This window comes from Nonomuraea sp. NPDC050663, from assembly GCF_044456985.1.
GTDB lineage: Bacteria > Actinomycetota > Actinomycetes > Streptosporangiales > Streptosporangiaceae > Nonomuraea.
On sequence record NZ_JBITGL010000002.1, the window covers coordinates 716,001 to 740,711 of the forward strand.

Genomic DNA, 24,711 nt, shown 5'->3' on the forward strand with positions numbered 1-24,711 from the left:
GGATGCTGGCGGGATATGTCCCCCTTTGATCGCGAGGCCACCCATGACCGACTGGCTGCGTGACGCAGTGCTGTACCAGATCTACCCCCAGAGCTTCGCCGACGGCAACGGCGATGGCATCGGCGACCTGGCGGGCCTGGAATCCCGCCTGGAGTACCTCGCCTGGCTCGGCGTCGACGCCGTCTGGCTCAACCCCTGCTTCGACTCCCCGATGGGCGACGCGGGCTACGACGTGCGCGACTACCGCATCGTCGACCGCAGGTACGGCACGCAGGACGACATGGTCAGGCTCGTCGAGTCCGCCAGGAGCAAGGGCATCCGCGTCCTGCTCGACCTCGTCGCCGGGCACACCTCCGACCAGCACGCGTGGTTCCGCGCCGCCGCGGACGACCCCACGGACGACCGCTACATCTGGTCGGAGAGCCAGGTCGCCGGATTCGTGCCCTCGCCCGGCAGCCGTCCCGGCTCCTACCTGCCCAACTTCTTCTCCTTCCAGCCCGCGCTGAACTTCGGCTACGCCCGCACCGACCCCGCCGAGCCCTGGCGGCAGCCGGTCGACGCCGAGGGCCCCAGGCGCAACCGGCAGGAACTGCGCGACATCATGACCCACTGGATCGACCTCGGCGTGTCGGGCTTCCGGGTGGACATGGCCGCCTCGCTGGTCAAGGACGACCCCGACCGCGTCGAGACCGCCAAGCTCTGGCGCGAGCTGCGGGGCTGGATCGACCGGCGGCACCCGGAGGCGGTCCTGCTCAGCGAGTGGAGCGACCCCAAGGTCGCCGTGCCCGGCGGCTTCCACGCCGACTTCTTCCTGCACTTCTCCGGCATGGCCTTCCGCTCGCTCTGGGACAACGGCGCCGTCAAGACCCGCTGGGCGAAGGTCGAGTCGTGCTTCTTCGACGCGGCCGGTCTCGGCTCGCCCGAGGACTTCCTGGCGGAGTGGCGCGAGGCCGTCGAGGTCATCGGGGGCAGCGGGCACATCTCGCTGCCGACCTCCAACCACGACTGGCCGCGCCTGGCCAGCGGCGCCCGCACGGCGGAGCAGCTGCGCGCCGCCTACACCTTCCTGCTGACCTGGCCGACGCTGCCGGCGATCTACTACGGCGACGAGATCGGCATGCGCTACGTGCCCGGCCTGCCGGACCTCGAGGGCAGCCAGATCACCCCCGACTACAACCGGGCGGGCTCGCGCACCCCGATGCAGTGGGACAAGGCCGACCCGGCCGTCACCTACCTGCCCGCCGACCCCTCGCCCGACCGCCCCAACGTGGCCGACCAGCGCGCCGACCCGGGCTCGCTGCTGCACACCGTGCGCGACCTGATCGCCCTGCGACGCGCCAACCCGGAGCTGGGCACCTCGGGAGAGGTCGAGGTGCTGCACGCCGGATACCCGCTCGTCTACCGCCGGGGCAGGTTCCTGATCGCCGTCAATCCGGGGGCCGCTCCCGCCGCCGCGCCGATCGATCCGCCTCAGGGGCGGCTGATCTTCGGATCGGGCGCGGAGGGGGCGCGGCTCGACGGCTTCGGCTACGCGATCTACGAACTGGTGTGACATATGTGACAGGAGTGACTTGACCGTCGCTGTGAGGAGGCGACTGTGACGAGGCTCACATCTTGGTAACGTTCCACGGATTTATCAGGAGTTGACGCCCTGACTGTTAGGCGTCGAAATTCTGACTCTTTACGTTCGCTTTGCCCTGCCCTCACGACCCGAGTACCTTCTGGCCTCGCGGCGCTCAAGCCATGTCGTCGCATTTCACGCATCGGCCGCCCCAATGCCGCCGATCTGGACAGATAGAGATCCGCTTGCCGAATCCGCGCAGCCAGGAGGCGCGGAACCGGGGACCCAAGGTACTGGGGTGAGTCGGCGCGTCACCGTGCCGTAGGGCGACTTCCACGCCCGAATCCGTCAGCTAACCCGGTAGGCGTTCGTGGAAGTCCCAAGGAGACACACTGTCTACCCGTCGAATCCCCCGTCTGTCGTGCCTTGCCATGGGTGGAGTCGTCCTGACCACAGGACTGGCCGTCACCCACACCGCTCCCGCCGCCGCCTCCACGCGGCCGGTTCAGGTGCAGGCAGTGCCGGCAGGCACCCAGGCCGTCACCACCGCCAAGACCGCCAAGGTCACGATGAGCGCGCGTGCGGCCAGGGCCGCCAGGCAGAAGGTGAGGGCCTCCAAGGCCGTCGCCACCGCCAAGGCCCAGCTGGGTGACCCGTACCGCTACGGCGGCACCGGTCCCGGCTCGTTCGATTGCTCCGGCCTCGTCCAGTTCTCCTGGAGGAAGGCCGGGGTGAAGATCCCCCGCGTGACGCACAGCCAGTACGCGCGCATCCGCACGAAGGTGTCGTGGCGCAACCTGCGCCCCGGCGACCTGATGTTCTTCAGCGGTCGCGGGCACGTGGGCATGTATGTCGGCAACGGCAGGATGATCCACTCGCCCAGCACGGGCAAGACCGTGCGCATCGAGAAGGTGGACGGCTGGCGTAAGCGGTCGTTCGCGGGCGCGGTGCGTCCGGGCGGCTGACCCCGCGCACGAAGGCCCCGGCCCTACCCAGGCCGGGGCCTTCGCGCTGTCCGGCCGCCGCCCGGATACCCTTGCGAGGGTGTCCGTCCAGGTGAGCCGCAGAGCAGCAGCGCTCGCGCTCCTCACCGTGACCGCGACGGCCGCGGCGCCCACGGGTCTGTCCCTCTACTTCCCCGACGCCGTCTTCGCCAGGGGCGAGCGCTCCACCGTGATCGGCCGGAGCGTGCCGTACGGCATGCTCGGCGATCTGGCCCGCAGGGCCGACCGGGCGGCGGTCAGGGTCGGAGCGGTTCTCGGGACGCCGGTGCGCCCCCTGATCGTCGTCCCCGCCTCCGACGCCGGGGCCGCGGCGCTGGCCCGCACCGGCGCCGTCGACGGGCTCGCCGCGCTGGCCGACCGGGGCAGGGTCATCGTCGTCCCCTCCACCTTCGCCACGCTCTCCCCGACGGGCCGCGACGTGGTGCTGGCCCACGAGCTCACCCACGTGGCCGCGGGCACCGGCCGGGCGCCGCTGTGGCTGCGGGAAGGCCTGGCCGACTACGTCGCCTACCGCGACGCGGGGCTGCCCGTGCCCGTCGCCGCCGCCGAGCTGGCGGCGGAGGTGCGCGCGGGGCACGTGCCGCACAGGCTGCCCGGCCCGGAGGCGTTCGCCCCCGGCGGGACCCGGCTGGCGCAGGCCTACCAGGAGTCGTGGCTCGCCTGCCGCATGATCGCGGCCGAGTTCGGCGAGGAACGGCTGGTGAGGCTCTACCGTGATGCCCTGGAGGGTGACGCGGATTTGTCGCCCTTCGGCGACTTCACCACCCGATGGCGCGCTTATCTGCGCGAGCAGCTCGAAGGGGGAGCGGGATGAGCGAGCGGCAGGACGCCGGGCCCGAGGCGGGCGAGGCGGCGCCAGACGGCACCGGCCTGTCCGGCGCGGGCAACACGCGGCCAGGGCTGCGGAGGGAGGCGGGCATCGCGCTGGCCGTGCTGGGCGCGGCGATCGTGGCGGTCGTCGGCTTCACCACGCCCTGGCAGCTCCTGCCGCTGACCGTGCAGCCCGACCCCGCCCGCGACTTCACCGCCGCCGAGATCGCCCGCTCCCAGGCCTTCGACGCGGCCGTCAGCACGCCCTCCTACCTCTCCCTGGGCCTGACGATCCTGTTCGCCGGGATCCTCGTCGCCACGCCCTTCGGCCGCGGGGCCCTGGCCCGCCTGAAGGGCCCCTGGTGGCTCCAGGTGCTGCTGGCCGTCCTGGTGCTCACCGCGATCGTCGAGGTCCTGCGCTGGCCCCTGGGCATGTGGTACGAAGTCCAGCTGCGCGACTTCGGCCTGTCCACGCAGAACTGGGCCTCCTGGAGCGCCGACCGGCTGAAGAACATCGCGGTGCGCGTCGTGATGCTCGGCATCATGATCGTCGTCCTGGTGGCTCTGGCCAGACGCCTGAAGCGGTGGTGGATTCCGGCCGCCGCCGGGGCGTTCGCCTTCACGCTGCTCGCCTCCTTCGTCTACCCGCTGGTCTTCGAGCCGCTCTTCAACGACTTCCGCTCGATGCCGCCGAGCAAGCTCAGGACCGACCTGCTCGCCATGGCCCAGCGCGACGGCGTGCCGGTCGAGGACGTGCTCATCGCCGACGCCTCACGCCGCACCACCGCCCTGAACGCCTACGTCTCCGGCTTCGGCGCCACGCGCCGCATCGTCGTCTACGACACGCTGCTCAAGGCCCCCGAGGACGAGGTCGAACTGGTGGTCGCCCACGAGCTGGGGCACGCCAAGACCAACGATGTGCTGCACGGCACGCTGATCGGCGGGCTGGGCGCCGCGTTCGGCGCGGGTCTGCTGTTCCTGCTCTTCCCGCTCGTACGGCGGCGCGCGGGGGTGTCGTCGATCGCCGACCCGAGGGCCGTGGGCGTGGTGATGGGCCTGATGAGCCTGGCCACCGTGCTGTCCGGCCCCGCCCAGAACGTCGTCAGCCGCCACATCGAGGCCAGGGCCGACCTCAACGCACTCGACCTGACCCGCGACCCCGCCACCTTCATCGCCATGCAGAAGCGCCTGGCGATCACCAACATCGCCGACCTGTCGCCGGATGCGCTGGAGTACGTGCTCTACGCCTCGCATCCCACCGCCCCCCAGCGCATCGCGATGGCCCGCGCCTGGGCCCTGGTGAACCGGCTCCCAGAGCCGTGACGCGGGTCCTGGTCGTCACCAACGACTTCCCGCCCCGGCCGGGCGGCATCCAGTCGTTCGTGCACGGCCTGGTCTCCAGGCTGCCGGGCGTGCTCGTCTACGCGCCGTCCTGGCCCGGTGCCGCCGACTTCGACCGGCGCCAGCCGTACCCCGTCTTCCGGCATCCCACCTCGCTCATGCTGCCCACCCGCGACGTGGGGCGCAGGGCCGCGGCGCTGGTCGAGCGGCACGACGTCGAGACGGTCGTGTTCGGCGCGGCGGCGCCGCTCGGGCTGCTCGCGCCCCGGCTGCGCGCCGCCGGGGCGCGGCGGATCGTCATGCTCACCCACGGCCACGAGGCCTCCTGGGCGGCCACGCCCGGCTTCCGCGCGGTGCTGCGCCGCATCGCGCGCGGAGCCGACGCCGTCACCTATCTGGGCGGCTACACGCGCCGCCGGCTGGAGGGGGTGATCCCTTCCGCTCTGCTCGTGCCGCTCGCGCCCGGCGTCGACCCGGGGCGCTTTCATCCCGAGGTGCCGGGAACGGTGGTCAGGCGGCGCCTGGGTCTGGGTGAGCGCCCGATCGTCGTGTGCGTCTCGCGGCTGGTGCCGCGCAAGGGGCAGGACCGGCTGATCCGCGCCTGGCCGCGGGTGCTGCGCGCGGTGCCGTCCGCCGTGCTGCTGCTCGTCGGAGAGGGGCCCTACCGGCGCCGCCTGGCCCGTCTCGGCGCGGGCCTGGGCGACGCGGTGCGCTTCGCGGGCGCGGTGCCCGCCGAGGAGCTGCCGCTCTACTACGCGGCGGGTGACGTCTTCGCGATGCCCTGCCGTACCCGATGGCGCGGGATCGACGTCGAGGGGCTCGGCATCGTCTTCCTGGAGGCGTCGGCGAGCGGCCTGCCGGTGGTCGCCGGCTCCTCCGGCGGGGCTCCCGACGCCGTACGGCACGGCGAGAGCGGCCTCGTCGTCGACGGCGACGGCGTCGACGAACTGGCGGAAGCCCTGGTCGACCTGCTGTCGGACCCGGTGCGGGCCCGCAAGATGGGCGAGCTGGGCCGCGAGTGGATCCTGGGGGAATGGGCCTGGGACCAGGTGATGACGCACTTCGACGACATCCTGCGTCAGTCATGACGCCGACGACCGTCACAGAGGGCTTGCGCTGACGTCGCGATGATGTCATGATGACGTCATGGAGTTGACGACCTACATCGAAACCCTCCGCCGGGAGCTCGGCTCCGCGGCGGAGGTCGCCGGGCCGGACGTGAGCGCGGCCGCCGAGCGGCTGGCCATGGCCCTGGACCCCGCGGTCCGCATGACGCTGATCGAGGTCCTGTCCGACGCGGCCGACGAGGTCACCAGGCAGATCGACCCGGGCGTCGTCGAGCTGCGGATCAGGGGCCGCGAGCCCCAGTTCGTGGTCACCGCGCCGCTCGTCTCCGAGCACGCGGCCCCCATGGAGCCCCCGGCGCCGCCGGCCCCACCGGCCCCGCCCTTCCCGGGCGAGGGCGAGGACGGCACCGCCCGGATGACCCTTCGGCTGCCCGAGTCACTCAAGTCGCGCATCGAGCAGTCGGCCGCCTCGGCCGGGGTCTCGGTGAACGCCTGGCTGGTCAGGGCGCTGGGAGCGGCGGTCGGCAATCCGCAGTCCGGCCCGCCCTTCGGCCCCCCGCCCGGCTACGGTCCGCCCCCCGGCCGCTCCGGACCCGGCAAGCGCATCAGCGGCTGGGCCCGCTGACCCACGAGAGGACCAGAGATGACCGAGTTCCCCACGCCCAAGCCGATCACGCTCCACGTCGACGTGCCCGCCGGACGCGTCGACATCACCGCCTCCGACCGCACGACCACCGAGGTCGAGGTGAAGGCGGCCAGGTTCACCGACGAAAGCTACGCCGAGCAGGTCAGGGTCGAGCAGAACGGCGACACCGTCTCCATCGTCGCCCCGCACGAGCGCCGCGGCCTGCGCTCCTCCAGCCTGCGCGTCACGGTGGCGCTGCCCACGGGCTCGCGCCTCGACGTGACCACGGCCTCCGCCGACGTCACCGTCAACGGCCGGGTCGCCGACGTGATGCTCGGCACCGCCTCCGGCGATGTGAAGGTGGAGGCGGCCGACAACGTCCGCATCAAGACGGCGTCAGGTGACGTCAGATGTGACGTCATCGCCGGTCAGGCCACTGTCACGACCGCCTCGGGTGACATCGTCCTGCGCTCGGTCGGCGGCACCGCCGAGGTCGGCACGGCCTCCGGCGACGTCACCCTCACCGAGGTCGGCGGCGACCTGATCGCCAAGTCCGCCTCCGGCGACCTGTCCTTCGCGGCGGTGCGAGGCGGCCACGCCGAGGTGCGCTCCACATCGGGCGACGTGCGGCTCGGAGTCCCCGAGGGCACCGCCGCCTGGCTCGACCTCTCCAGCCTGTCCGGAGACGTCTCCTCCTCCCTCCACCAGGGCGAGCAGCCCGCGGAGGGCGAACGAACCATGGAAGTCAGCGTCCGCACCCTGAGCGGCGACATCTCGATTGTGAGGACCCGATGAACGACGACATCATGATCCAGGCTCTGGCCATCGAGCACCGCGAGCGCATCGCGCAGGCCGATCACCACCGCCTCGTGCGCAACGCGCCCCGGCCCCGCCACACCGTCCGGCACCGCATCGCCAGCGCCCTCCACCAGCTCGCCAACGCCATCGACTGACGGCGGCGCGCCATGACGACGACCGTGAACCCCGCTCCGGCAGACCCCGGGGGCTCTGCCGGAGAACTCCCCGGCGCGGCGGCCCGCCACGCCCGCCCGGCCACCCGCCCGGCGACCCGCCCGGCCGCCCATCCGGCCGCTCGCCGGTCCAACGACCAGGGTCAGGCCGGAGCCCCGCGGCGGGCGCGCAGGGCGGTGGTCGTGGCCAGCGCCACCCGCAGGACCGCCGGCCCGTGCTCGGCCAGCCGGCTCTCGTTCGCCTGACCGGCCACCCCGACAGCCATGCAGATCCGCCCGTCGGGCCCGAAGACCGGGGCCGCGGCGCAGGAGACGCCCCCGGAGAACTCCTCGCGCGAATAGGCCACCCCACGCCGGTGCACCACCGCGAGCTCCTGCTCCAGGGCGGAGAGCCGGGTGATGGTCCGGCGGGTGAAACGTTCCAGGACCCCGTGGCTGAAGAACGCCCGGCGAAGCTCGGGATCGAAGGCCAGCAGCACCTTCCCGGCCGCCGTGCAGTGCAGCGGAGCCCGGTCGACGCCGTCGGAGGGCGACTCCACCCGGTCGCAGCCGTAGAGGCGCTCGATGTAGCCGGCCTCCAGGCCCTGGCCCACGGCCAGATTGACCGTCTGCCTGGTGGTTTCGTACAACCGGAGCAGATGCGGCAGCACCACCCGGCGCGTGCCGGGCACCCGGGTGCGCAGCGCCCCCGTGAGCTCCGACAACTCCTGGTCGAGCGTGTAGTCCGTGCCCACCCGGCGGGCCAGTCGCTGCCCGCACAACATGCCCAGCAGCCGATGCACCGTCGACTTGGGCAGGCCGGTCTGCCGTGACACGTGGGCCACGCCCACCGGATGCGCGTTGCCGGCCAGCGCGCGCAGGATCTCGACCCCCTTCTCCAGACTGCTGGGCTGTGCTTGCGTGGAAACGTCCTCATGAACGGAGAGGGTCCGCGCCATCCGTTGATCGAACCTCTCTGTGGCCCCGATGCCGTGCAGGTCAAACCCTCCTCAGCGGAGGTCAAAACTTTGACTACCCTGCGTCGCGGGCGATCACACCTGGTGTTCCAGCCGGACGGCACGCGCGATGGCCGGTCCTGTCAGCCCCGCGGATGTCAGGAGTTCCTCGCGCGTGCCGTGCTCGACGAACGTCCGCGGGAGCCCGAGGGTGCGGACCCGGGCTCCCGGGGCGCAGGCCTGCATGACGGCGGCGCCCACGCCGCCGCTGACCACGCCGTCCTCGACGGTGACGACCAGGTCGTGCCCGGCGGCCAGATCGACCAGGGCGGGCGCGACGGGCAGCGCCCAGCGGGGATCGACGACCGTCACGCCGATCCCGGCCGAGGTCAGCCGCTCCGCCGCATCGACGCATGCCGCCGCCATCGCGCCGACGCCCACCAGCAGCACGTCACGGCCGCCGCGCCACAGGATGTCGAGGCCCTCGGACCGTTCCAAGGCGGCCAGCTCCGCGCCCGCCGCGCCCTTGGGGAAACGCAGCACCGCCGGGCCGGGCAGTGACAGGCATTCGCGCACCAGCTCGCGCAGCCGTACGGCGTCTCTCGGAGCGGCGACGGACAGGCCGGGCACGGCCGACAGGATCGCCAGGTCCCACATGCCGTGGTGGCTGGGTCCGTCGGGGCCGGTGAGGCCCGCCCGGTCCAGCACGATCGTCACCGGCAGCTCCCGCAGCGCGACGTCGAGGAGCAGCTGGTCGAAGGCGCGGTTGAGAAAGCTCGAGTAGATCGCCACGAGCGGGCGCAGCCCGCCCACCGCCATGCCCGCCGCGGAGGCGACGGCGTGCTGCTCGGCGATGCCGACGTCGAACATGCGGCCCGGATACCTGGCGCCGAAGGCCGACAGCCCGGTGGGGCCCGGCATGGCGGCGGTCACGCACACCAGGTCGGGCAGGTCCTCGCCGAGGGCGCACAGCTCCTCGGAGAACACCCTGGTCAGCGACCGCGCGCTGGAGGCGGGCACCGCGTGCAGGTGATCCTCCAGGTCCTGCTCGGCGGGACGGTACCCGGCGCCCTTGCGGGTGATGCAGTGCACCACGACGGGACCCCTGAGCTGCCGGGCCGTGCGCAGCGCCGACTCCAGGGCGGCCAGGTCGTGGCCGTGCACCGGGCCGAGGTAGCGGAAGCCCAGGTTCTCGAAGACGGTCACGCTCAGGCGGTCGCCGCGCAGCGCCGCCAGGTGGTCGGCGATCGCGCCGTGGGTGGGGGCGTAGGAACGGCCGTTGTCGTTGAGGACCACGATCACCGGGCGGTCCTTGGCGGTCCCGAGGTTGTTCAGCGCCTCCCAGGCCATGCCGCCGGTCAGCGAGCCGTCGCCGACGACCGCCACGACCGCGTGCTCGCGGTCGCCGGCCAGCTGCCTGGCCTTGGCCAGGCCGTCGGCGTAGGACAGGGCGGTCGAGGCGTGGGAGTTGCCGATCACGTCGTGCGGCGACTCGGCGGGCTCGGGATACCCCGACAGGCCGCCGCGCTTGCGTAGTTTGTCGAAGGCCCCGCGCCGCCCCGTCAGCAGTTTGTGCACGTACGCCTGGTGGCCGGTGTCGAAGAGGATCGTGTCGCCGGGGGAGTGGAAGACCCGGTGAAGCGCGATCGTCAGCTCCACCACGCCCAGGTTCGACCCGAGATGCCCGCCCGCCGCGGTGACCTTGCGCACGAGAAAGCTCCGGATCTCCGCGGCGAGCGCGGGCAGCTGTTCCGGCGCGAGCGCACGGAGATCGTCCGGGGAGGAGATCCGCGCCAGCAGCCGGCTCAGAGTCGTCGACATGTGGTCGAGTGTGGGCGGATCGGACGCCCGAGTGAACACATTGTTCCGCTCTTCGGGATGCGGCATTTACTTCCTGTGATAGATACATGACCTTGCGTATACCGAAGGTTCGGGGGACGGAAGGTTCTGGAGTGACAACTGAGACCATGGGACGCACCGACGAGCGCACGCGCTGGCTGCGCGCGCGCGTGGACGAACGGCTGGCCGCGTTCCTGACCGAGCACGTCTCGCCGGTCGACGACCCCGACGTCGTCTCGGCCTACGCCCTGCTGCGGGAGTTCGTGCTCGACGGCGGCAAGCGCATCCGCCCGGTCCTGTGCTACTGGGGCTGGCGCGGCGCGGGAGGCGACGACTGCGACGAGATCATCTCGGCGGCCGCCTCGCTGGAGCTGTGCCACGCGGGCCTGCTGATCCACGACGACATCATGGACGCCAGCAACACCCGCCGCGGCCGGCCGACCGTGCACCGCGTGCTCGGCGAGTCACCCGCCATCCTGCTCGGCGTGCTCGCCATGACCTGGGCCGACGAGCTGATGGCCGGCTGCACCTCCGACGCCGCCCGCCTGCGCGGCGCCCGGCTGCGCTACGACGCGATGCGCACCGAGGTCATCACCGGCCAGTACCTCGACCTGCTCGCCCCCGCCCGCGACGGCGTCACCGTCGAGCAGACCCTCACCACCATCCGCTACAAGACGGCCAAGTACACCGTCGAGCGCCCGCTGCAGATCGGCGGGGAGCTGGCCGGGGCCGATCCCGCGCTGCTGGGCGCCTACAGCCGCCTGGGCCTGCCCCTCGGCGAGGCCTTCCAGCTCCGCGACGACATCCTCGGCATGTTCGGCGACCCCGCCGAGACCGGCAAGTCACGTCTCGACGACCTGCGCGAGGGCAAGCACACCGTGCTCATCGCCCACGCCCGCGACCACGCCGCCGGGCCCGCCGCCCACCACCTGCGCACCTGGTACGGCAACGCCGCCCTCGACGAGGAGCACGCGGCGCAGATCCGCGAGATCGTCGCGGCCACCGGCTCACTCGCCCACGTCGAGCAGCTCATCGCCGATCGGGTGGGCGAGGCCCTGGAGACCCTTCACGCCGCGCCGATCACCGAAGAAGGGCGGCAGGCGCTCAGCGCGCTGGCCGACCGCATCGCCAATCGTTCGCGATAACCGCGACCGACGTCCTCACCAACTGATGGGTGGTGTTCAGCATGACCGAAACCGTCGAGAACGGCCAGAGCCAGCTCAGCCTCGGGACCGCTGCCGCGAGGAACCTTGCCACGACCACGAAGACACCTCCGCAGATGCAGGAGATCACCTCCCGCCATCTGCTCAAGGTGCTGCCGTGGATCCAGGTCGTCGGCGGCGCCTACCGCGTCAACCGCCGCCTGTCCTACGCGCTCGGCGACGGCCGGGTGACCTTCACCAACACCGGGGCGACGATCCGCGTCATCCCGGCCGAACTGTGCGAGCTGGCGCCGCTGCGCGGCTTCGACGATCCGGAGGTGCTGAACGAGCTGGCCGAACGATTCGTCCAGCGTGAATACGAGCCCGGCCAGGTCATCGCCGAGGCGGGCACCCCCGTCACCGAGGTGCTGCTGCTGGCCCACGGCAAGGTGAGCAAGATCGGCGAAGGCGCCTACGGCAACCAGACGCAGCTCGGCGTGCTGGCCGACGGCGACCACCTGGGCGACGAGGTGCTCACCGGCGAGGAGGCGGCCTGGTCGTTCACGGCGACGGCGGTGACCGCGGTCACCATCCTGGCCCTGCCCGCCGCCGCCCTGAACGACCTGCTTGACCGTGAGGAGGGCCTTCGCGCGCACCTGCTGCTGCAGCGCGACGGCGGAGACGGCAGGGCGTCGAACGCCTTCGGCGAGGCGGCGATCGAGCTGACCTCGGGACACACGGGCGAGCCGGTGCTGCCGGGCACGTTCGTCGACTACGACCTGGCGCCCCGCGAGTACGAGCTGAGCGTCGCGCAGACGATCCTGCGCGTGCACTCGCGCGTGGCCGATCTGTACAACGAGCCGATGAACCAGACCGAGCAGCAGCTGAGGCTGACGATCCACGCCCTGCGCGAGCGTCAGGAGCACGAGCTGGTCAACAACCGCGACTTCGGCCTGCTCCACAACGCCGACCTCAAGCAGCGCATCCACACCCGGTCGGGCCCGCCCACCCCCGACGACATGGACGACCTGCTGGCCACGGTCTGGAAGGAGCCCGCCGTCATGCTGGCGCACCCGAGGGCCATCGCCGCCTTCGCCCGCCAGTGCAACGCGCGCGGGCTCTACCCCGACGCCGTCGAGATCAACGGGCAGAAGGCGCCCTCCTGGCGCGGCGTGCCGCTGCTGCCTTGCAACAAGATCCCCGTCACCGAGCACGGCCTCAGCTCCATCATGGTGATGCGCACCGGCGAGCAGAACCAGGGCGTCATCGGCCTGTGGCGCACCGGCCTTCCCGATGAGTACGAGCCCGGCCTCTCGGTCCGCTTCATGGGCATCAACGACCAGGCGGTCGTCAACTACCTGGTGACGACCTACTACTCCGCCGCGGTGCTCGTCCCCGACGCGCTCGGCATCCTGGAGAGCGTCGAGGTCGGTTAGTGTTCAAGGTCGACTACTACCTCCCTTATCCGGCGCGCCTCAACCCGCACATGGAACGTGCCAGGGCCCACACCAAGCGGTGGGCCCACGACATGGAGATGATCGACGACGTCGTCTGGACCGAGGCCAACTTCGACGGCATGGACTACGGGCTCATGTGCGCCTACACCCATCCCGACTGCCCGGCCGAGGAACTGGACCTGGTCACCGACTGGTACGTCTGGGTCTTCTTCTTCGACGACCACTTCCTGGAGACCTTCAAGCGCAGCAGGGACATCGCGGGCGGCCAGGCCTACCTCGACCGGCTCGAGCTGTTCATGTCCGACGACCCGCCCGAGCCGGGCAACCCGTGCGAGCGCGGGCTGAAGGACCTGTGGGAGCGCACGGTCCCGCACCGCAGCCAGTGCTGGCGCGACCGCTTCGTCGACGTCACCCGCGACCTGATGCAGGAGTCGATGTGGGAGCTGTTCCACATCGAGACCGGCCAGGTCTCCAACCCCATCGAATACATCGAGGAGCGCCGCAAGGTCGGCGGCGCCCCCTGGTCGGCCTGCCTGGTCGAGCACGTGTCAGGGGCCGAGGTGCCCCCGCGCGTGGCCTACAGCAGGCCGGTCAGGGTGCTCATGGAGACCTTCTCCGACGCCGTGCACCTGCGCAACGACCTGTTCTCCTACCACCGCGAGGTCGAGGTGGAGGGCGAGCTGTCCAACTGCGTGCTGGTGTGCGAGCGCTTCTTCGGCTGCGACACCCAGCAGGCGGCCGACCTGACCAACGACCTGCTCACCTCGCGGCTGCACCAGTTCGAGAACACCGTGATGACCGAGCTGCCCCCGCTGTTCGCCGACCACGGCCTGCTCCCTCACGAGCAGGCGGCGGTGCTCCTCTACGTCAAGGGGCTGCAGGACTGGCAGGCCGGCGGCCACGAGTGGCACATGCGCTCCAACCGCTACACCAAGGGCGGGCAGAGCGCCGGCGTCTCACCGCACCACCTGCTCGGACCGGGCGGGATGCGCAACCTGACCGCCCCGCCGTACCCGAATGTGGGGGTGGTCGACGAGCCCGACTTCTACATGCCGTTCAAGGCGGGCGACAACCCCCACTACGACGCCGCGCGCCAGGCGGAGCTGGCGTGGGCCCACGCCATGGGCTTCAACGACGGCGTGTGGACCGCCCACAAGATCGAGATCTTCGACTTCGCGCGGTGCGCGGCGGGCATCGACCCCGACGCGACCGAACGCGAGCTGATCCTGTCGACCAACTGGCTGACCTGGGGCACCTACGCCGACGACTGGTTTCCGGCGGTCTTCGGCCGCCGCGACCTGACCGCGGCCAAGGCGCAGAACGCCAGGCTGTCGCTGTTCATGCCGCTCGACCTGGTGCCGGTGGCCACCCCGCTCAACCCCCTGGAGCGGGGCCTGGCCGAGTTGTGGCTGCGTACGGCCGAGCACATGGAGGAACCCGGCCGCGCGGTGTTCCGCCACACGGTCGAGACCATGACGAGCAGCTGGATCTGGGAGCTGGCCAACGTCATGCAGAACCGGGTGCCCGACCCGGTCGACTACATCGAGATGCGCCGCAGGACCTTCGGCTCGGAGCTGACGGTGGAACTGTCGAGGCTGAGGGCCGGGCGCGACGTGCCGGCCGACGTCTGGCGCAGCCGGCCGCTGTGGAGCCTGACCAACGCGGCCCACGACTACTGCTGCCTGATGAACGACATCTTCTCCTACCAGAAGGAGATCCAGTTCGAGGGAGAGGTCAACAACGGCGTCCTGGTGCTGAAGACCTTCTTCGGCTGCGACCTGCCCGAGGCCATCGGCATCGCCGACGCCCTCATGACCTCGCGGATACGGCAGTTCGAGCACGTGGCCGCCACCGACCTGCCCGCCTACCTCGACGACTACCAGATCGATGAGAACGCCAGGGCGACCGTCGCCGGATACGTCGACGGCCTGCGGGACTGGATGTCGGGCGTGCTGCGCTGGCATCGCGAGACCGGGCGGTACGTGGAGTACGCCCGCTGGGAGCCCGGTCCGCGTGGCTTCGGCACCGCCACCACCCGCATCGCCAACCTGCTCGGAGGAGCCCGATGACCACAGACCAGTCCGAGATCGCCTCACAGCTCAGCCTGAGCACGGCGGCGGCCCGCAAGCTCGCCTCGCTGAGCAAGACCCCGCCGCAGATGGCCGAGATCACCCCTCGCCACCTGCTGCGGGTGCTGCCCTGGCAGGAGGTGACCGGCGGCGCCTTCCGGGTCAACCGCCGCCTGACCTACACCGTGGGCGACGGCCGGGTCTCGTTCGTCAACACCGGCGCGTCGGTCCGCGTCATCCCCGAGGAGCTGCGGGAGATCCCCGCCTTCCGCGACCATGACGACGTCGAGGCCCTGGCGGGGCGGTTCGTCCAGCACGACCTGCAGCCCGGCGACCGGGTGCCCGACGCCGGGCTGGTCCTGGTCGCGCACGGCAAGATCAGGGCGTTCGGCGCGGGCACTTACGGCTCGCGCGCCGACCTCGGCGTGTACGCCGACGGCGACCACTTCGCCGTCTCGGCCGCCCCCTCGGTGCCCGCCCCGGCCGCCGAGGCCATGCCCAGCTTCGTGCCCTCGGTCGAGCCGGCCGCGCCGGGCGTCAGGCCCCCGGCGGGCCGCGAGGTGCGCGAGGCCGAGGCGATCACCCCCTGCACCGTGCTCACGCTCTCGGCCGAGGAACTGGTCCGCGTCGCCGGGGAGGGCGACGCGGACCGGCCGGCCAGCAACAGGTACGGCGAGGCGGCGATCGAGCTGACCTCCGGCCACATCGGAGAGCCGGTGCTGCCGGGCACGTTCGTCGACTACGACGCGGCGCCCCGCGAGTACGAGCTGAGCGTCGCGCAGACGATCCTGCGCGTGCACACCCGTGTGGCCGATCTGTACAACGAGCCGATGAACCAGACCGAGCAGCAGCTGAGGCTGACGATCCACGCCCTGCGCGAGCGGCAGGAGCACGAGCTGGTCAACAACCGCGACTTCGGCCTGCTCCACAACGCCGACCTCAAGCAGCGCATCCACACGCGCACCGGCCCGCCCACCCCCGACGACCTCGACGAGCTGCTGTCGCGCCGCCGCAGCTCGCACTACTTCTTCGCGCACCCGAAGGCGATCGCCGCCTTCGGACGCGAGTGCTCCAGCCGCAGGATCTATCCCGACACGGCCGGTCCGGGCATCATCGCCTGGCGGGGTGTGCCGATCCTGCCGTGCGACAAGATCCCCGTCTCCGACCGCGGCCTGACCTCGATCATCGTCATGCGCCTCGGGGAGGAGAAGCAGGGCGTGGTGGGCCTGCGCCGCACCGGGCTGCCCGACGAGTACGAGCCCGGCCTGTCGGTGCGCTTCACCGGCATCAACGAGCAGGCGGTCGCCTCCTACCTGCTCAGCACCTACTACTCGGTGGTGCCACTGGTGCCCGACGCGCTCGGCGTGCTGGAGAGCGTCGAGGTCAACCGGTGAAGATGTCCTCAGGCAGGAAGGCCGAGACCAGGAAGCTGGGCACGTCTACCACCTGGCTCACCTTGAGGTCGACGGCGACGCTGCAGATGGCGTAGGCCTGCTGGGGACTCCACCCGCGCTCGCCGAGATGGTCGATCATCTCCAGCAGCGCGTTGCGGATGGCGAGGGTGGCGTCCTCGGCGGCCACCTCGCCGTCCCTGGTGACCGACATGCCGGTGGTGGCGTAGAAGCGGCGTGGCGCGGCGAACTGCGGCGCCACCCAGTAGTCGTCGCGCACGAAGCGCGGGCCCCTGATGCGGCGCTCGGCGGCCAGCCGCGGGTGCAGGGCGAAGCGCACCCGCAGCGTCGCGTTCATCTCGATGGCGGTGCCGCAGGTCTCGCTGTCGCCCTGGGCGAAGTGGGCGTCGCCGGCGGAGAACAGCGCTCCGGGGGTGTCCACCGGGACGTAGAGGCGGGTGCCGGCGCCGAGCTGCTTGATGTCGACGTTGCCCGCCTGCTCGCGGGGCGGGATGGTGCGCAGGGCGCTCGCGGCGATGGCAGGTTCGCGCGGCACGGCGCCGTCGGCCGAGGGCGGCAGGACGAACCCGCCGCGCTCCATGGCCCGGCGCTCGCGCTCGGTGATGCGCTCCAGCGACCGGTGTCCTGGCGCCAGGCCGATGGTGCCCATGAAGGGCGCGGCCGGGATGCGGATGCCGGGCAGGTCGTCGGAGACGGCCCAGCCGTCCGCCAGCTGCCAGCGCACCATGAACGGCTCGGGGAAGACATCGCGCAGGAAGCCGAAGCCCGGCACCTGGACGGTGTAGCCGTAGGAGTCGGGCACGACCTCCAGGATCTCGATCTCCAGCAGGTCGCCGGGCTGCGCGCCCTCGACGTGGACGGGTCCCGTGAGCGGGTGGACGACGTCCAGGTCGGGCGCGGCCACGGTCTTGAGGGTGGCCGACGGGCCCATCTGGCCGTCGAAGGCGTCGCGGGTCTCCATGACCACCTCGTCGCCCGGGGCGCAGCGCACCACCGGCGGGATGTCGGGATGCCAGCGGTTGTGCCCGGTCTCGGGCTGCTCGGCGAGCGTGAGCGCGCGGTCGATGCGGATCTCGTGTACGGCCATGGCGGCCCCCTTCGGCTCCTCTGTGCGTCACGCTGAACCGAGCGGGAGCCGGGGTCAAGGGGTGCGGTTGCGCAGCCTGCCGTACGTCTTGAGCAGGCGGTCGGCGGGTGCCCGCAGGGCGGGGCTGGCCAGCACGGTGTTGCGCAGCGCGCGCACGGGCACGGTGGTGGCCCAGTGCAGCGCGGCGGCCGGGGTCGCGCGGGCCAGCCGGCCCTCGGCCACCGTCAGGGAGCCGTTGCTGAGCTTGTCCTTGTACTCCTTGGCGCCGCGGCCCAGGTCGATGAGGGCGATGCCGTGGGCGGCGGCCTCGCGCGCCATGGCCAGGTGGTGGATGAGGCCGGGGGAGTAGCGGGAGAAGGCCGGGTCGTAGGCGGGGAACCAGCCGGTGAGCACCTTGTCGCTGCGCAGGCCGAAGTGCCCGGCCACCGGCAGGTCGTCGGCGTAGACCAGGTCGAGCACGCCGCCGAAGTCGGGGGTGTCGATCAGCAGCAGCTCCTGGACCAGGCGCACGATCCACGGGGCGGCGAAGCGGTCGGTGCGCCCGGTGCGCCGGTACTGCCTGCTCTTCCAGCCCAGCAGCGTGCGCAGCGCCTCGGGGTCGGTGGTGGCGTAGTCGTGGCGCACGGCCCCGATGTCGCGCTCGAGCTTGCGCTCCTTGGCCATCGTGGTCTTGACGGTCTTGTTGGACGGCAGGCCCTTGCGCAGGTCGATGACGGGGGAGGGGTGGCGGCTGGTGTGGAAGGCGGGGAACTGGTCGGCCACCAGGTGGTCGAACTCCCACACCGACAGCCCGCACGCCTTCAGCAGCGCGCCCGGCTCCAGCTCCAGGCCCTCGGCCAGCGCGGCGCCCTGGGCGTCGGTGAGCCCGGCGCCGACCGGCCTGCCGATGCCCAGCCGGTCGCGCTGGAAGGCGAGGAAGCCCGACGTCCGGCCCGACTCCTCGATCACGGCCACGCGCACGTCGTCGCGGCAGCGGCCGACGGCCTGGGCGAACTCGGGGGCGAGAAACGGGTTCACCAGCTCGTGGCGCGACCGCAGCAGGTCGTGCCAGGTCGTCACCTCGCTCGCGCCCAGCTCTTCCGGGCGAATCACAGTGATCTTCAGGGAACCCACAAGAAATCACGCTAGGCGGGGCCCGTGAAGATTAGATGAGAGTCAGCTGCAGGTTAGCTTCGGCTCCGGCGAGTAGACCGTGTGGAAACGCTCCTCCTTCAGGACCTTGCCGTCCCGCTTGAAGACGCGCCACACGTCGATGTCGAAGCCCTGGGCTCCCGGCATCGGGATGCACTCGGGGCCCGACTCGCTGAGCGTCTCGAACGAGCGGTGGTTGTACGGCCCCGAGGTGCGCGAGGAGATGTCGTAGCGTTTGGTGCTCCAGAACTGCACGGTCACCGAGGTGGCGGTGTAGGAGGTCTTGACCAGCACGCCGTACTTCGAGTCGTTCTTCCACCGGAAGTCCGGCTGCGGGAAGGAGACGGTCGACTCGCGCCCGGCCGGATAGCGGGAGATGTAGTACTGGTGCGCCCGGTGCTGCACGTCCTTGAAGCCGCCGAAGAACACCGCGTTGAACATGGTGGTGGCGAACTGCGAGACGCCGCCGCCCACGTCGTTGACGAACCGGTTGTTGAGGATCATCGGCGCCTCGACGAAGCCGCGGGCCGTGTCGCGCTTGCCGACGACGCCGTTGAGCGAGAAGGTCTCGCCCGGCATCACGAGGTGGCCGTCGAGGATGTCGGAGATCACGTGGATGTTGGTCACCCGCGGCGCGCAGCAGGGGTAGTTCGTGGTGAACTGGCTGACCTTCTCCTTGACGCCGAGCTTCTCGGCCTTCTCCGTGGTGAGCTTGGGAGCGGTCTCCTTCAGCGGCACCTCGACCGTCCGGCTGCCGCCCTGCGCCAGGGCGGCGGCGACGGCCTCGCCGAGCGCGGGCTCGTCCAGTCCTTTGCCGGGTACGGCGGGCACCACGCGGGGCTTGCCCTTGACGATCTTGAAGGTGGCGTCCTTGGGCAGGTGCTCCTCGTCGACGAGCCGGCCGCCCAGGTCAGAGGTGAGCTTGCCGGCGTTGAAACGCGGCTCGAAGCCGCCCTTGCCGTCGGACAGGAAACGCAGCCTGGCGGCGAGCCGCTCGCGGGAGAGCGTCGCCTTCCTGGAGCCGTTGACGAGCGTCAGCGGGGACGCGACCGCCTCGCGGGCGGCGGTCGCGGCCAGCTTCTCGACCGTGGCGCGGTCGGCCTGCGGCAGCACGGGCTTGACCGGGATGGTGATCGGGCCGTCGTCGCGCAGGTACGCCTGCCGTACGGCCTGGGCGGCGGCGTCTCTGTCGACGGCGCGTCCCGCCTTGGGCAGCACCGTCACCGGCTCCAGGCCCCGGTAGAGCACGCCGCCCTCGCGCGGTTTCTGGTCGACCTTCTCGGACTCCTCGGCGATGGCGGCCGACAGCTTGGCCTCGTCGACCTTGACGACGGGCTGCACGGCTCGGCGGCCGAACAGCGAGCGGGCGACGCCGGCCGGGGTCAATGCGCCGTCGCGGGCGGCGGCCACCGTGGCGGCGCTGTCGAGGGACAGGCCGAGCTGTCCCGGCCTCAGCCGCACCTCGGTGCCGGCGAAGTCGAGTGTCAGGGGTCCGTCGGCCAGGTAGGCCAGGTCCGTGGTGAGCTTCGCCTCGGCGGCACGGGGATCCAGGCCGCCCAGGTCGACGTCGGCCACGCGGGTGCCGGGCGGCACCTCGCCCGCCAGCGCGGCGGCGGGGATGCCGTAGGCGAGGGCCGGGAGGAGGACCAGCGCGGCGGCGAGCATGATCCAGGGCCGCTTAGCGTGCGTCCTCATAGGCACACTTTAGTGGGATTTAACCACCAAAAAGGGCGTCGATCTCCCTGGCGAAGTCCCGCATGACCAGGTTGCGCTTGACCTTGAGCGTCGGCGTGAGGTGGCCGGACTCCTCGGTCAGATCCGACTCCAGGACCACGAACTTCTTGATCTGCTCGGGCCGCGAGACGGTCGCGTTCGCGGCGTCCACGGCCTTCTGCACCTCGGCCTGGATCTGGTCCTCCGTCAGCCGCACCTGCGCCAGCGCCTCGGGGTCGAGCGTGACCAGCACCGCCACGAACGGCCGGTTCTCGCCCACCACCATCGCCTGGGAGACGATCGGGCTGGCCCGGATGATGTCCTCCAGCGGCCCCGGCGCGACGTTCTTGCCCGCCGCGGTCACCAGGATCTCCTTCTTGCGCCCGGTGATGCGCAGGTAGCCGTCGTCGTCGAGCTCGCCCACGTCACCCGTGGCGTACCAGCCGCCGGACAGCGCCTGGGCGGTGGCCTCCGGGTTGTTCCAGTAGCCGTCGAAGATGTGGCGCCCCTTGGCCAGCACCTCGCCGTCGTCGGCGATGCGGACCGAGGTGCCGGGCAGCGGGCGGCCGACCGTGCCGACCTTGTTGCCGCCCGGCATGTTGACCGAGATCGGGGCGGTGGTCTCGGTCAGGCCGTAGCCCTCGAAGACCTCGATGCCCACGCCGCGGAAGAAGTGGCCGAGCCGCTCGCCCAGCGCCGAGCCGCCGCTGACCGCCGCGGTCAGGCGGCCGCCCGTGGCCGCGCGCAGCTTGCCGTACACCAGGCGGTCGAAGATCCAGTGCAGGAACTTCGGCGAGCCGGTCCTGCTGTAGGAGACGGCCACCGCGGCGGCCCTGGCGAAGATCTTGCCCTTGCCATCGGCCGTCGCCTTCTGCTCGGCGCCGTTGTAGACCTTCTCGAACACGCGCGGCACGCCCAGTAGGAAGCTCGGCTGGAAGGTGGCCAGGTCGGGCGCGACGTTCTTCATGTTCGGCGTGTGGCCCAGGACCGCGCCGGTCTCCACGAAGACCACCTGGATCACCCGGGCGAAGATGTGCGCGAGCGGCAGGAAGAGCAGCGCCGAGACGTCGGGGCCGGAGAACAGCGGCGCCAGCGGTCCCTTGACCACGTTGAGCGCCACGAACAGCAGGTTGTCGTGGGTGATCCGGCAGCCCTTGGGGCGGCCGGTGGTGCCCGAGGTGTAGACGATCGTGGCCAGGTCGGCGGCCTTGATGCCCGCGCGGCGCGCGTGGAGCTCGTCGTCGGAGACGGCCGAGCCGTCGAGGGAGTCGTCGACGCGCCAGACGTTCTTCAGCTCGGGCACGGCCTCGGCGACGGTCTTGGCGTGGTCGTCGAGCTCGACGAAGGCCGCCTTGGCGCCGCTGTCGGTGAGGATCCAGCGCACCTGATCGGCCGAGGAGGTCTCGTAGATCGGCACCGTGACCGCGCCGGCCGCCCAGACCGCGTAGTCGACGAGGGTCCACTCGTAGCGGGTGCGCGACATCAGCGCCACCCGGTCGCCGGGGCCGACGCCCGCGGCGATCAGGCCCTTGGCCAGGGCGGCGACCTCGTCGCGGAACCGGGCCGCGGTCACCTCGGGCCAGGCGTCGCCGTCCTTGCGGCGCAGCACCACCGCGTCGGGCTGCTCCTGGGCGCGTCGGAAGACGGTCTCGGCCAGATTCGCCGACTCGGGCACATCCACCAGGACAGGGACGCTGTACTCACGCACGGAAATACTCCTCAGGACGGACGATACTCACGCTAGCAGCAGCTCCGTAGGATGACGGCCATGCGACTCCATGTCGTCAGCGACGTCCACGGCAGGGCCGACGCCCTCGCCCGGGCCGGTGAGGGCGCCGACGCCCTGATCTGCCTGGGTGATCTCATCCTCTTCGTCGACTACGACGACCCCGCGCAGGGCATCTTCGCCGAGCTGTTCGGCGCCGAGAACGCGGCGCGGTTCATCGCGCTGCGCACCGCCAAACGGTTCGACGAGGCCCGCTCGATGTCGGCCGCGCTGTGGGCGTCGTTAGACGGCGACCCGCGCGAGCACATCGAACGCAACGTGCGACGGCAGTACGAAACGCTCTTCGCCGCGATGCCCGAACCCGCCTACCTCACCTACGGCAACGTCGACCTGCCCCGCATGTGGGCCGACCACCTGCGCCCCGGCCACCGGGTGCTCGACGGCCAGACCGCCGAGATCGGCGGGCTGCGCTTCGGCTTCGTCGGGGGAGGGCTGCGCACCGTCTACCGCACCCCCAACGAGCTCGACGACGACGTCTTCGACGCCAAGGTGGCGGCCCTGGGCGAGGTCGACGTGCTGTGCACGCACATCCCGCCCGCCGTCCCCCAGCTGCTCTACGACACCGTCGCCCGGCGGCACGAGCGCGGCAGCGAGGCCACCCTGGAGCTGATCAAGAGGGTCCAGCCCCGCTACGCCCTCTTCGGCCACGTGCACCAGCCGCTCTACCCGCGCATGCGCATCGGCCGCACCGAGTGTGTCAACGTTGGACACTTCCGGGGAAAGGGCGTTCCGTACGTCCTCGAATGGTGACCCGACCGGTACGGTGGTCGCATGGCTGATCGCACCACTTCGAGCATCACCATCGCCGCCGGCCGCGCGAGCGTGATGGCGGTCATCGCGGACTTCTCCGCCTACCCCGAATGGGCCGGGCAGGTGAAGAAGGCGGAGGTCCTCAGCTACCACGAGGACGGGCAGCCGGCCGAGGTGCGCTTCGTGCTCGACGCCGGGGTCATCAGCGACGCCTACACCCTGCTCTACCAGTGGGAGGCGTCGGGCGTCTCCTGGCAGACCTCCGAGTCGGGCACGATGGTCTCCACCCTGACCGGGAGTTACCTCCTGGCCGACGCGGGCAGTGGGACCCAGGTGACATACGAACTGGCCGTCGAGCTCAAGGTGCCGATGATCGGCATGATCAAGCGCAAGGCCGAGAAGGTCATCGTCGACACGGCCCTCAAGGGCCTGAAGAAGCGTGTAGAGGCTTGATGAGGGTCCTGCTGTTCACCGGCAAGGGCGGGGTGGGCAAGACCACGGCCGCCGCCGCGACGGCCACGCTCGCGGCGCAGCGGGGGCTGAAGACCCTCGTGGTCTCCACCGACACGGCGCACTCCCTGGCCGACGCCCTCGGCGTGGAGGTCGGCGACGAGCCGGTCGAGATCGCTCCGGCGCTCCACCTGCACCAGGTCGACACCCAGCGCTCGCTGGAGCGCCACTGGGGCGAGCTGCAGGAGTATCTGCGCAACGTCCTGGGCGAGCTGGGCCTCGACGAGATCACCTCCGAGGAGATCACCGTCCTGCCCGGCGCCGAAGAGGTCATCGCCCTGCTGGAGCTGCGCGAGCAGGCCCAGACCGGGCGCTGGGACGTGATCGTGGTCGACTGCGCGCCGACCGCCGAGACGCTGCGCCTGCTGGCCCTGCCCGAGGCGCTCGACTGGCACGTCAGCAAGCTGCTGCCGGTCGGCCGCAGGATCCTCAAGATCGTTGGGCCGTTCGTCAAGAGCATGGCCAGGGTCAGCACCCCGGGCGACGACGTCATGAGCGCCACCGAGCGTTTCCACCGCGGCATGCTGGAGGTGCGCGAGCTGCTCACCGGCCCCGGCGCCTCCGTCAGGCTCGTGTTCACCCCCGAGTCCGTGGTGCTCGCCGAGGCGCGGCGCACCCTCACCCTGCTCAACCTGTACGGCTACCGCGTCGACGCGGTGATCGCCAACCGGGTCTTCCCGTCCGAGGGCGCCGACGCCTGGCGCGCCAGGTGGGTCGAGGCGCAGTCACGCTTCCTGGGCGAGGCCGAGCAGTCGTTCGCGCCGCTGCCGATCCACACCGTGCCCTACCTGGCGGCGGAGCCCGTCGGCGTCGAGGCGCTGGCCGAGGTGGGCGAGGCGCTGTACGGCGACGCCGACCCGTTCGCCGCTCCCACGATGGATCCGCCCCTGCGCGTCGAGGGCACCACGCTGACGCTCGACCTTCCCGGAGCCCGCAAGGGTGACGTCGACCTGGCCCGCAAGGGCGAGGAACTGATCGTCACCGCCGGGCCGTACCGCAGGATCATCGCCCTGCCTGCGGCGTTGTCGCGGCGCAAGGTCGCCTCGGCGGCGCTCGACGACGGCGTCCTGGAGGTACGGTTCGAGGCATGACTGAGACTCCCAGCCAGCCGGGCAAAGACCCCATCGGCACCGTGGCCGACGAGGCGCGCAAGCTCTTCGACACCATCCAGGGCCGCGCCACCCGCCAGGTCGGCAAGTCGGTGCTCGGCTCCTTCACCGGGGGCGGGCGCCAGGACCGCGGAGACGTGTGGAGCGAGGCGGTCTCCGAACACGACGAATACATCTGCCGGGCCTGTCCCTGGTGCCGGGCCATCGCCGCCCAGCGCGAAGCCGGAGGGCTGCGTGAGAGCGGCGCCGACGTCGCCGAGCACCTGGCCGCGGCAGGCGGCGAACTGTTCGCCGCCTTCCGCCAGGCACTCGACACGCTGAGCCGACCCGCACCCAGGCGACGCCCGGCCGACGAGACCAGGCAGAATGTGGAGCACATCGACCTGGGCTGA

Annotated in this window: 22 protein-coding genes and 1 riboswitch; of the genes, 16 read left to right on the top strand and 6 right to left on the bottom strand. The window is 71.4% G+C overall.

Translation table 11 applies throughout. The features are described 5' to 3' along the window. The first annotated feature begins 43 nt into the window (after positions 1-43). From ACIBH1_RS08075 to ACIBH1_RS08110, 8 genes are all read left to right on the top strand, one after another. Positions 44-1,552 (top strand): alpha-amylase family glycosyl hydrolase, encoded by a 1,509-nt coding sequence (locus ACIBH1_RS08075; protein WP_397312865.1) that lies wholly within the window; start codon positions 44-46, stop codon positions 1,550-1,552. 245 nt (positions 1,553-1,797) lie between these two features. Continuing rightward, positions 1,798-1,943: riboswitch (cyclic di-AMP (ydaO/yuaA leader) on the top strand. Between the two features lie 49 nt (positions 1,944-1,992). Then, the gene (locus ACIBH1_RS08080; RefSeq protein ID WP_397312866.1) at positions 1,993-2,526 is read left to right on the top strand and encodes a C40 family peptidase; all 534 of its coding nucleotides are present in this window, start codon (positions 1,993-1,995) and stop codon (positions 2,524-2,526) included. 79 nt (positions 2,527-2,605) lie between these two features. Continuing rightward, a complete protein-coding gene (locus tag ACIBH1_RS08085) occupies positions 2,606-3,379 on the top strand; it encodes a hypothetical protein (protein WP_397312867.1) in 774 nt (257 codons plus the stop codon). After that, positions 3,376-4,698: a M48 family metallopeptidase gene (locus ACIBH1_RS08090; protein WP_397312868.1), complete on the top strand. Its 1,323-nt coding sequence runs from the start codon at positions 3,376-3,378 to the stop codon at positions 4,696-4,698. The genes ACIBH1_RS08085 and ACIBH1_RS08090 overlap by 4 nt, the downstream gene beginning before the upstream one ends. Next, a complete protein-coding gene (locus tag ACIBH1_RS08095; protein ID WP_397312869.1) occupies positions 4,695-5,804 on the top strand; it encodes a glycosyltransferase family 4 protein in 1,110 nt (369 codons plus the stop codon). The genes ACIBH1_RS08090 and ACIBH1_RS08095 overlap by 4 nt, the downstream gene beginning before the upstream one ends. A 58-nt stretch (positions 5,805-5,862) precedes the next feature. Continuing rightward, positions 5,863-6,408: a toxin-antitoxin system HicB family antitoxin gene (locus ACIBH1_RS08100; protein ID WP_397312870.1), complete on the top strand. Its 546-nt coding sequence runs from the start codon at positions 5,863-5,865 to the stop codon at positions 6,406-6,408. Positions 6,409-6,426: 18 nt separating this feature from the next. Continuing rightward, entirely contained in the window at positions 6,427-7,203 is a 777-nt protein-coding gene (locus ACIBH1_RS08105) for a DUF4097 family beta strand repeat-containing protein (RefSeq protein ID WP_397312871.1), read from the top strand. Beyond that, positions 7,200-7,361: a hypothetical protein gene (locus ACIBH1_RS08110; RefSeq protein ID WP_397312872.1), complete on the top strand. Its 162-nt coding sequence runs from the start codon at positions 7,200-7,202 to the stop codon at positions 7,359-7,361. Before ACIBH1_RS08105 ends, ACIBH1_RS08110 begins: the two co-directional genes overlap by 4 nt. Before the next feature lie 161 nt (positions 7,362-7,522). On the opposite strand, the gene ACIBH1_RS08115 is transcribed toward ACIBH1_RS08110, so the two are convergent. Then, positions 7,523-8,317: an IclR family transcriptional regulator gene (locus tag ACIBH1_RS08115; protein WP_397312873.1), complete on the bottom strand. Its 795-nt coding sequence runs from the start codon at positions 8,315-8,317 to the stop codon at positions 7,523-7,525. A gap of 93 nt (positions 8,318-8,410) precedes the next feature. Continuing rightward, positions 8,411-10,135, bottom strand: coding sequence for a 1-deoxy-D-xylulose-5-phosphate synthase (locus ACIBH1_RS08120; RefSeq protein ID WP_397312874.1), 1,725 nt, complete (start codon positions 10,133-10,135; stop codon positions 8,411-8,413). 131 nt (positions 10,136-10,266) lie between these two features. Here ACIBH1_RS08120 and ACIBH1_RS08125 point away from each other — a divergent pair, with 131 nt between their 5' ends. The 4 genes from ACIBH1_RS08125 to ACIBH1_RS08140 are packed head-to-tail and all read left to right on the top strand — an operon-like array spanning position 10,267 to position 16,215. After that, positions 10,267-11,298 carry a polyprenyl synthetase family protein gene (locus ACIBH1_RS08125; protein WP_397312875.1) on the top strand — a complete coding sequence of 344 codons (1,032 nt, stop codon included), beginning with the start codon at positions 10,267-10,269 and terminating at the stop codon, positions 11,296-11,298. Positions 11,299-11,339: 41 nt separating this feature from the next. Next, a complete protein-coding gene (locus ACIBH1_RS08130; protein ID WP_397312876.1) occupies positions 11,340-12,731 on the top strand; it encodes a family 2B encapsulin nanocompartment shell protein in 1,392 nt (463 codons plus the stop codon). Then, positions 12,731-14,821 (top strand): germacradienol/geosmin synthase, encoded by a 2,091-nt coding sequence (locus ACIBH1_RS08135; RefSeq protein WP_397312877.1) that lies wholly within the window; start codon positions 12,731-12,733, stop codon positions 14,819-14,821. Before ACIBH1_RS08130 ends, ACIBH1_RS08135 begins: the two co-directional genes overlap by 1 nt. Next, positions 14,818-16,215, top strand: a complete 1,398-nt coding sequence (locus ACIBH1_RS08140; protein ID WP_397312878.1) for a family 2B encapsulin nanocompartment shell protein — start codon at positions 14,818-14,820, stop codon at positions 16,213-16,215. Before ACIBH1_RS08135 ends, ACIBH1_RS08140 begins: the two co-directional genes overlap by 4 nt. Here the strand turns inward: ACIBH1_RS08140 and ACIBH1_RS08145 are convergent. From ACIBH1_RS08145 to ACIBH1_RS08160, 4 genes are all read right to left on the bottom strand, one after another. Beyond that, on the bottom strand, positions 16,205-17,320 hold the full coding sequence (locus tag ACIBH1_RS08145) for an acetamidase/formamidase family protein (protein WP_397312879.1): 1,116 nt from the start codon (positions 17,318-17,320) through the stop codon (positions 16,205-16,207). The genes ACIBH1_RS08140 and ACIBH1_RS08145 overlap by 11 nt on opposite strands. A gap of 54 nt (positions 17,321-17,374) precedes the next feature. After that, complete coding sequence (locus ACIBH1_RS08150) at positions 17,375-18,412, bottom strand: GNAT family N-acetyltransferase (protein ID WP_397312881.1); 1,038 nt, start codon at positions 18,410-18,412, stop codon at positions 17,375-17,377. Between the two features lie 63 nt (positions 18,413-18,475). Further along, the gene (locus ACIBH1_RS08155) at positions 18,476-20,146 is read right to left on the bottom strand and encodes a VanW family protein (RefSeq protein ID WP_397312882.1); all 1,671 of its coding nucleotides are present in this window, start codon (positions 20,144-20,146) and stop codon (positions 18,476-18,478) included. 19 nt (positions 20,147-20,165) lie between these two features. Further along, a complete protein-coding gene (locus ACIBH1_RS08160; RefSeq protein WP_397312883.1) occupies positions 20,166-21,872 on the bottom strand; it encodes an AMP-dependent synthetase/ligase in 1,707 nt (568 codons plus the stop codon). Between the two features lie 60 nt (positions 21,873-21,932). On the opposite strand from ACIBH1_RS08160, the gene ACIBH1_RS08165 reads away from it, so the two are divergent. The 4 genes from ACIBH1_RS08165 to ACIBH1_RS08180 are packed head-to-tail and all read left to right on the top strand — an operon-like array spanning position 21,933 to position 24,711. Then, positions 21,933-22,700 carry a metallophosphoesterase gene (locus tag ACIBH1_RS08165; protein ID WP_397312884.1) on the top strand — a complete coding sequence of 256 codons (768 nt, stop codon included), beginning with the start codon at positions 21,933-21,935 and terminating at the stop codon, positions 22,698-22,700. 21 nt (positions 22,701-22,721) lie between these two features. Beyond that, the gene (locus ACIBH1_RS08170) at positions 22,722-23,153 is read left to right on the top strand and encodes an SRPBCC family protein (RefSeq protein ID WP_397312885.1); all 432 of its coding nucleotides are present in this window, start codon (positions 22,722-22,724) and stop codon (positions 23,151-23,153) included. After that, a complete protein-coding gene (locus ACIBH1_RS08175) occupies positions 23,153-24,301 on the top strand; it encodes an ArsA family ATPase (protein WP_397312886.1) in 1,149 nt (382 codons plus the stop codon). The genes ACIBH1_RS08170 and ACIBH1_RS08175 overlap by 1 nt, the downstream gene beginning before the upstream one ends. After that, positions 24,298-24,711 carry a hypothetical protein gene (locus ACIBH1_RS08180; protein ID WP_397312887.1) on the top strand — a complete coding sequence of 138 codons (414 nt, stop codon included), beginning with the start codon at positions 24,298-24,300 and terminating at the stop codon, positions 24,709-24,711. The genes ACIBH1_RS08175 and ACIBH1_RS08180 overlap by 4 nt, the downstream gene beginning before the upstream one ends.

Coding starts and splice junctions, on each gene's coding strand:
- ACIBH1_RS08130 (WP_397312876.1), top strand. CDS start 11,340: ATGACCGAAACCGTCGAGAACGGCCAGAGCCAGCTCAGCCTCGGGACC.
- ACIBH1_RS08170 (WP_397312885.1), top strand. CDS start 22,722: ATGGCTGATCGCACCACTTCGAGCATCACCATCGCCGCCGGCCGCGCG.
- ACIBH1_RS08155 (WP_397312882.1), bottom strand. CDS start 20,146: ATGAGGACGCACGCTAAGCGGCCCTGGATCATGCTCGCCGCCGCGCTG.
- ACIBH1_RS08120 (WP_397312874.1), bottom strand. CDS start 10,135: ATGTCGACGACTCTGAGCCGGCTGCTGGCGCGGATCTCCTCCCCGGAC.
- ACIBH1_RS08075 (WP_397312865.1), top strand. CDS start 44: ATGACCGACTGGCTGCGTGACGCAGTGCTGTACCAGATCTACCCCCAG.
- ACIBH1_RS08080 (WP_397312866.1), top strand. CDS start 1,993: ATGGGTGGAGTCGTCCTGACCACAGGACTGGCCGTCACCCACACCGCT.
- ACIBH1_RS08140 (WP_397312878.1), top strand. CDS start 14,818: ATGACCACAGACCAGTCCGAGATCGCCTCACAGCTCAGCCTGAGCACG.
- ACIBH1_RS08090 (WP_397312868.1), top strand. CDS start 3,376: ATGAGCGAGCGGCAGGACGCCGGGCCCGAGGCGGGCGAGGCGGCGCCA.
- ACIBH1_RS08165 (WP_397312884.1), top strand. CDS start 21,933: ATGCGACTCCATGTCGTCAGCGACGTCCACGGCAGGGCCGACGCCCTC.
- ACIBH1_RS08100 (WP_397312870.1), top strand. CDS start 5,863: ATGGAGTTGACGACCTACATCGAAACCCTCCGCCGGGAGCTCGGCTCC.
- ACIBH1_RS08110 (WP_397312872.1), top strand. CDS start 7,200: ATGAACGACGACATCATGATCCAGGCTCTGGCCATCGAGCACCGCGAG.
- ACIBH1_RS08145 (WP_397312879.1), bottom strand. CDS start 17,320: ATGGCCGTACACGAGATCCGCATCGACCGCGCGCTCACGCTCGCCGAG.
- ACIBH1_RS08105 (WP_397312871.1), top strand. CDS start 6,427: ATGACCGAGTTCCCCACGCCCAAGCCGATCACGCTCCACGTCGACGTG.
- ACIBH1_RS08180 (WP_397312887.1), top strand. CDS start 24,298: ATGACTGAGACTCCCAGCCAGCCGGGCAAAGACCCCATCGGCACCGTG.
- ACIBH1_RS08175 (WP_397312886.1), top strand. CDS start 23,153: ATGAGGGTCCTGCTGTTCACCGGCAAGGGCGGGGTGGGCAAGACCACG.
- ACIBH1_RS08115 (WP_397312873.1), bottom strand. CDS start 8,317: ATGGCGCGGACCCTCTCCGTTCATGAGGACGTTTCCACGCAAGCACAG.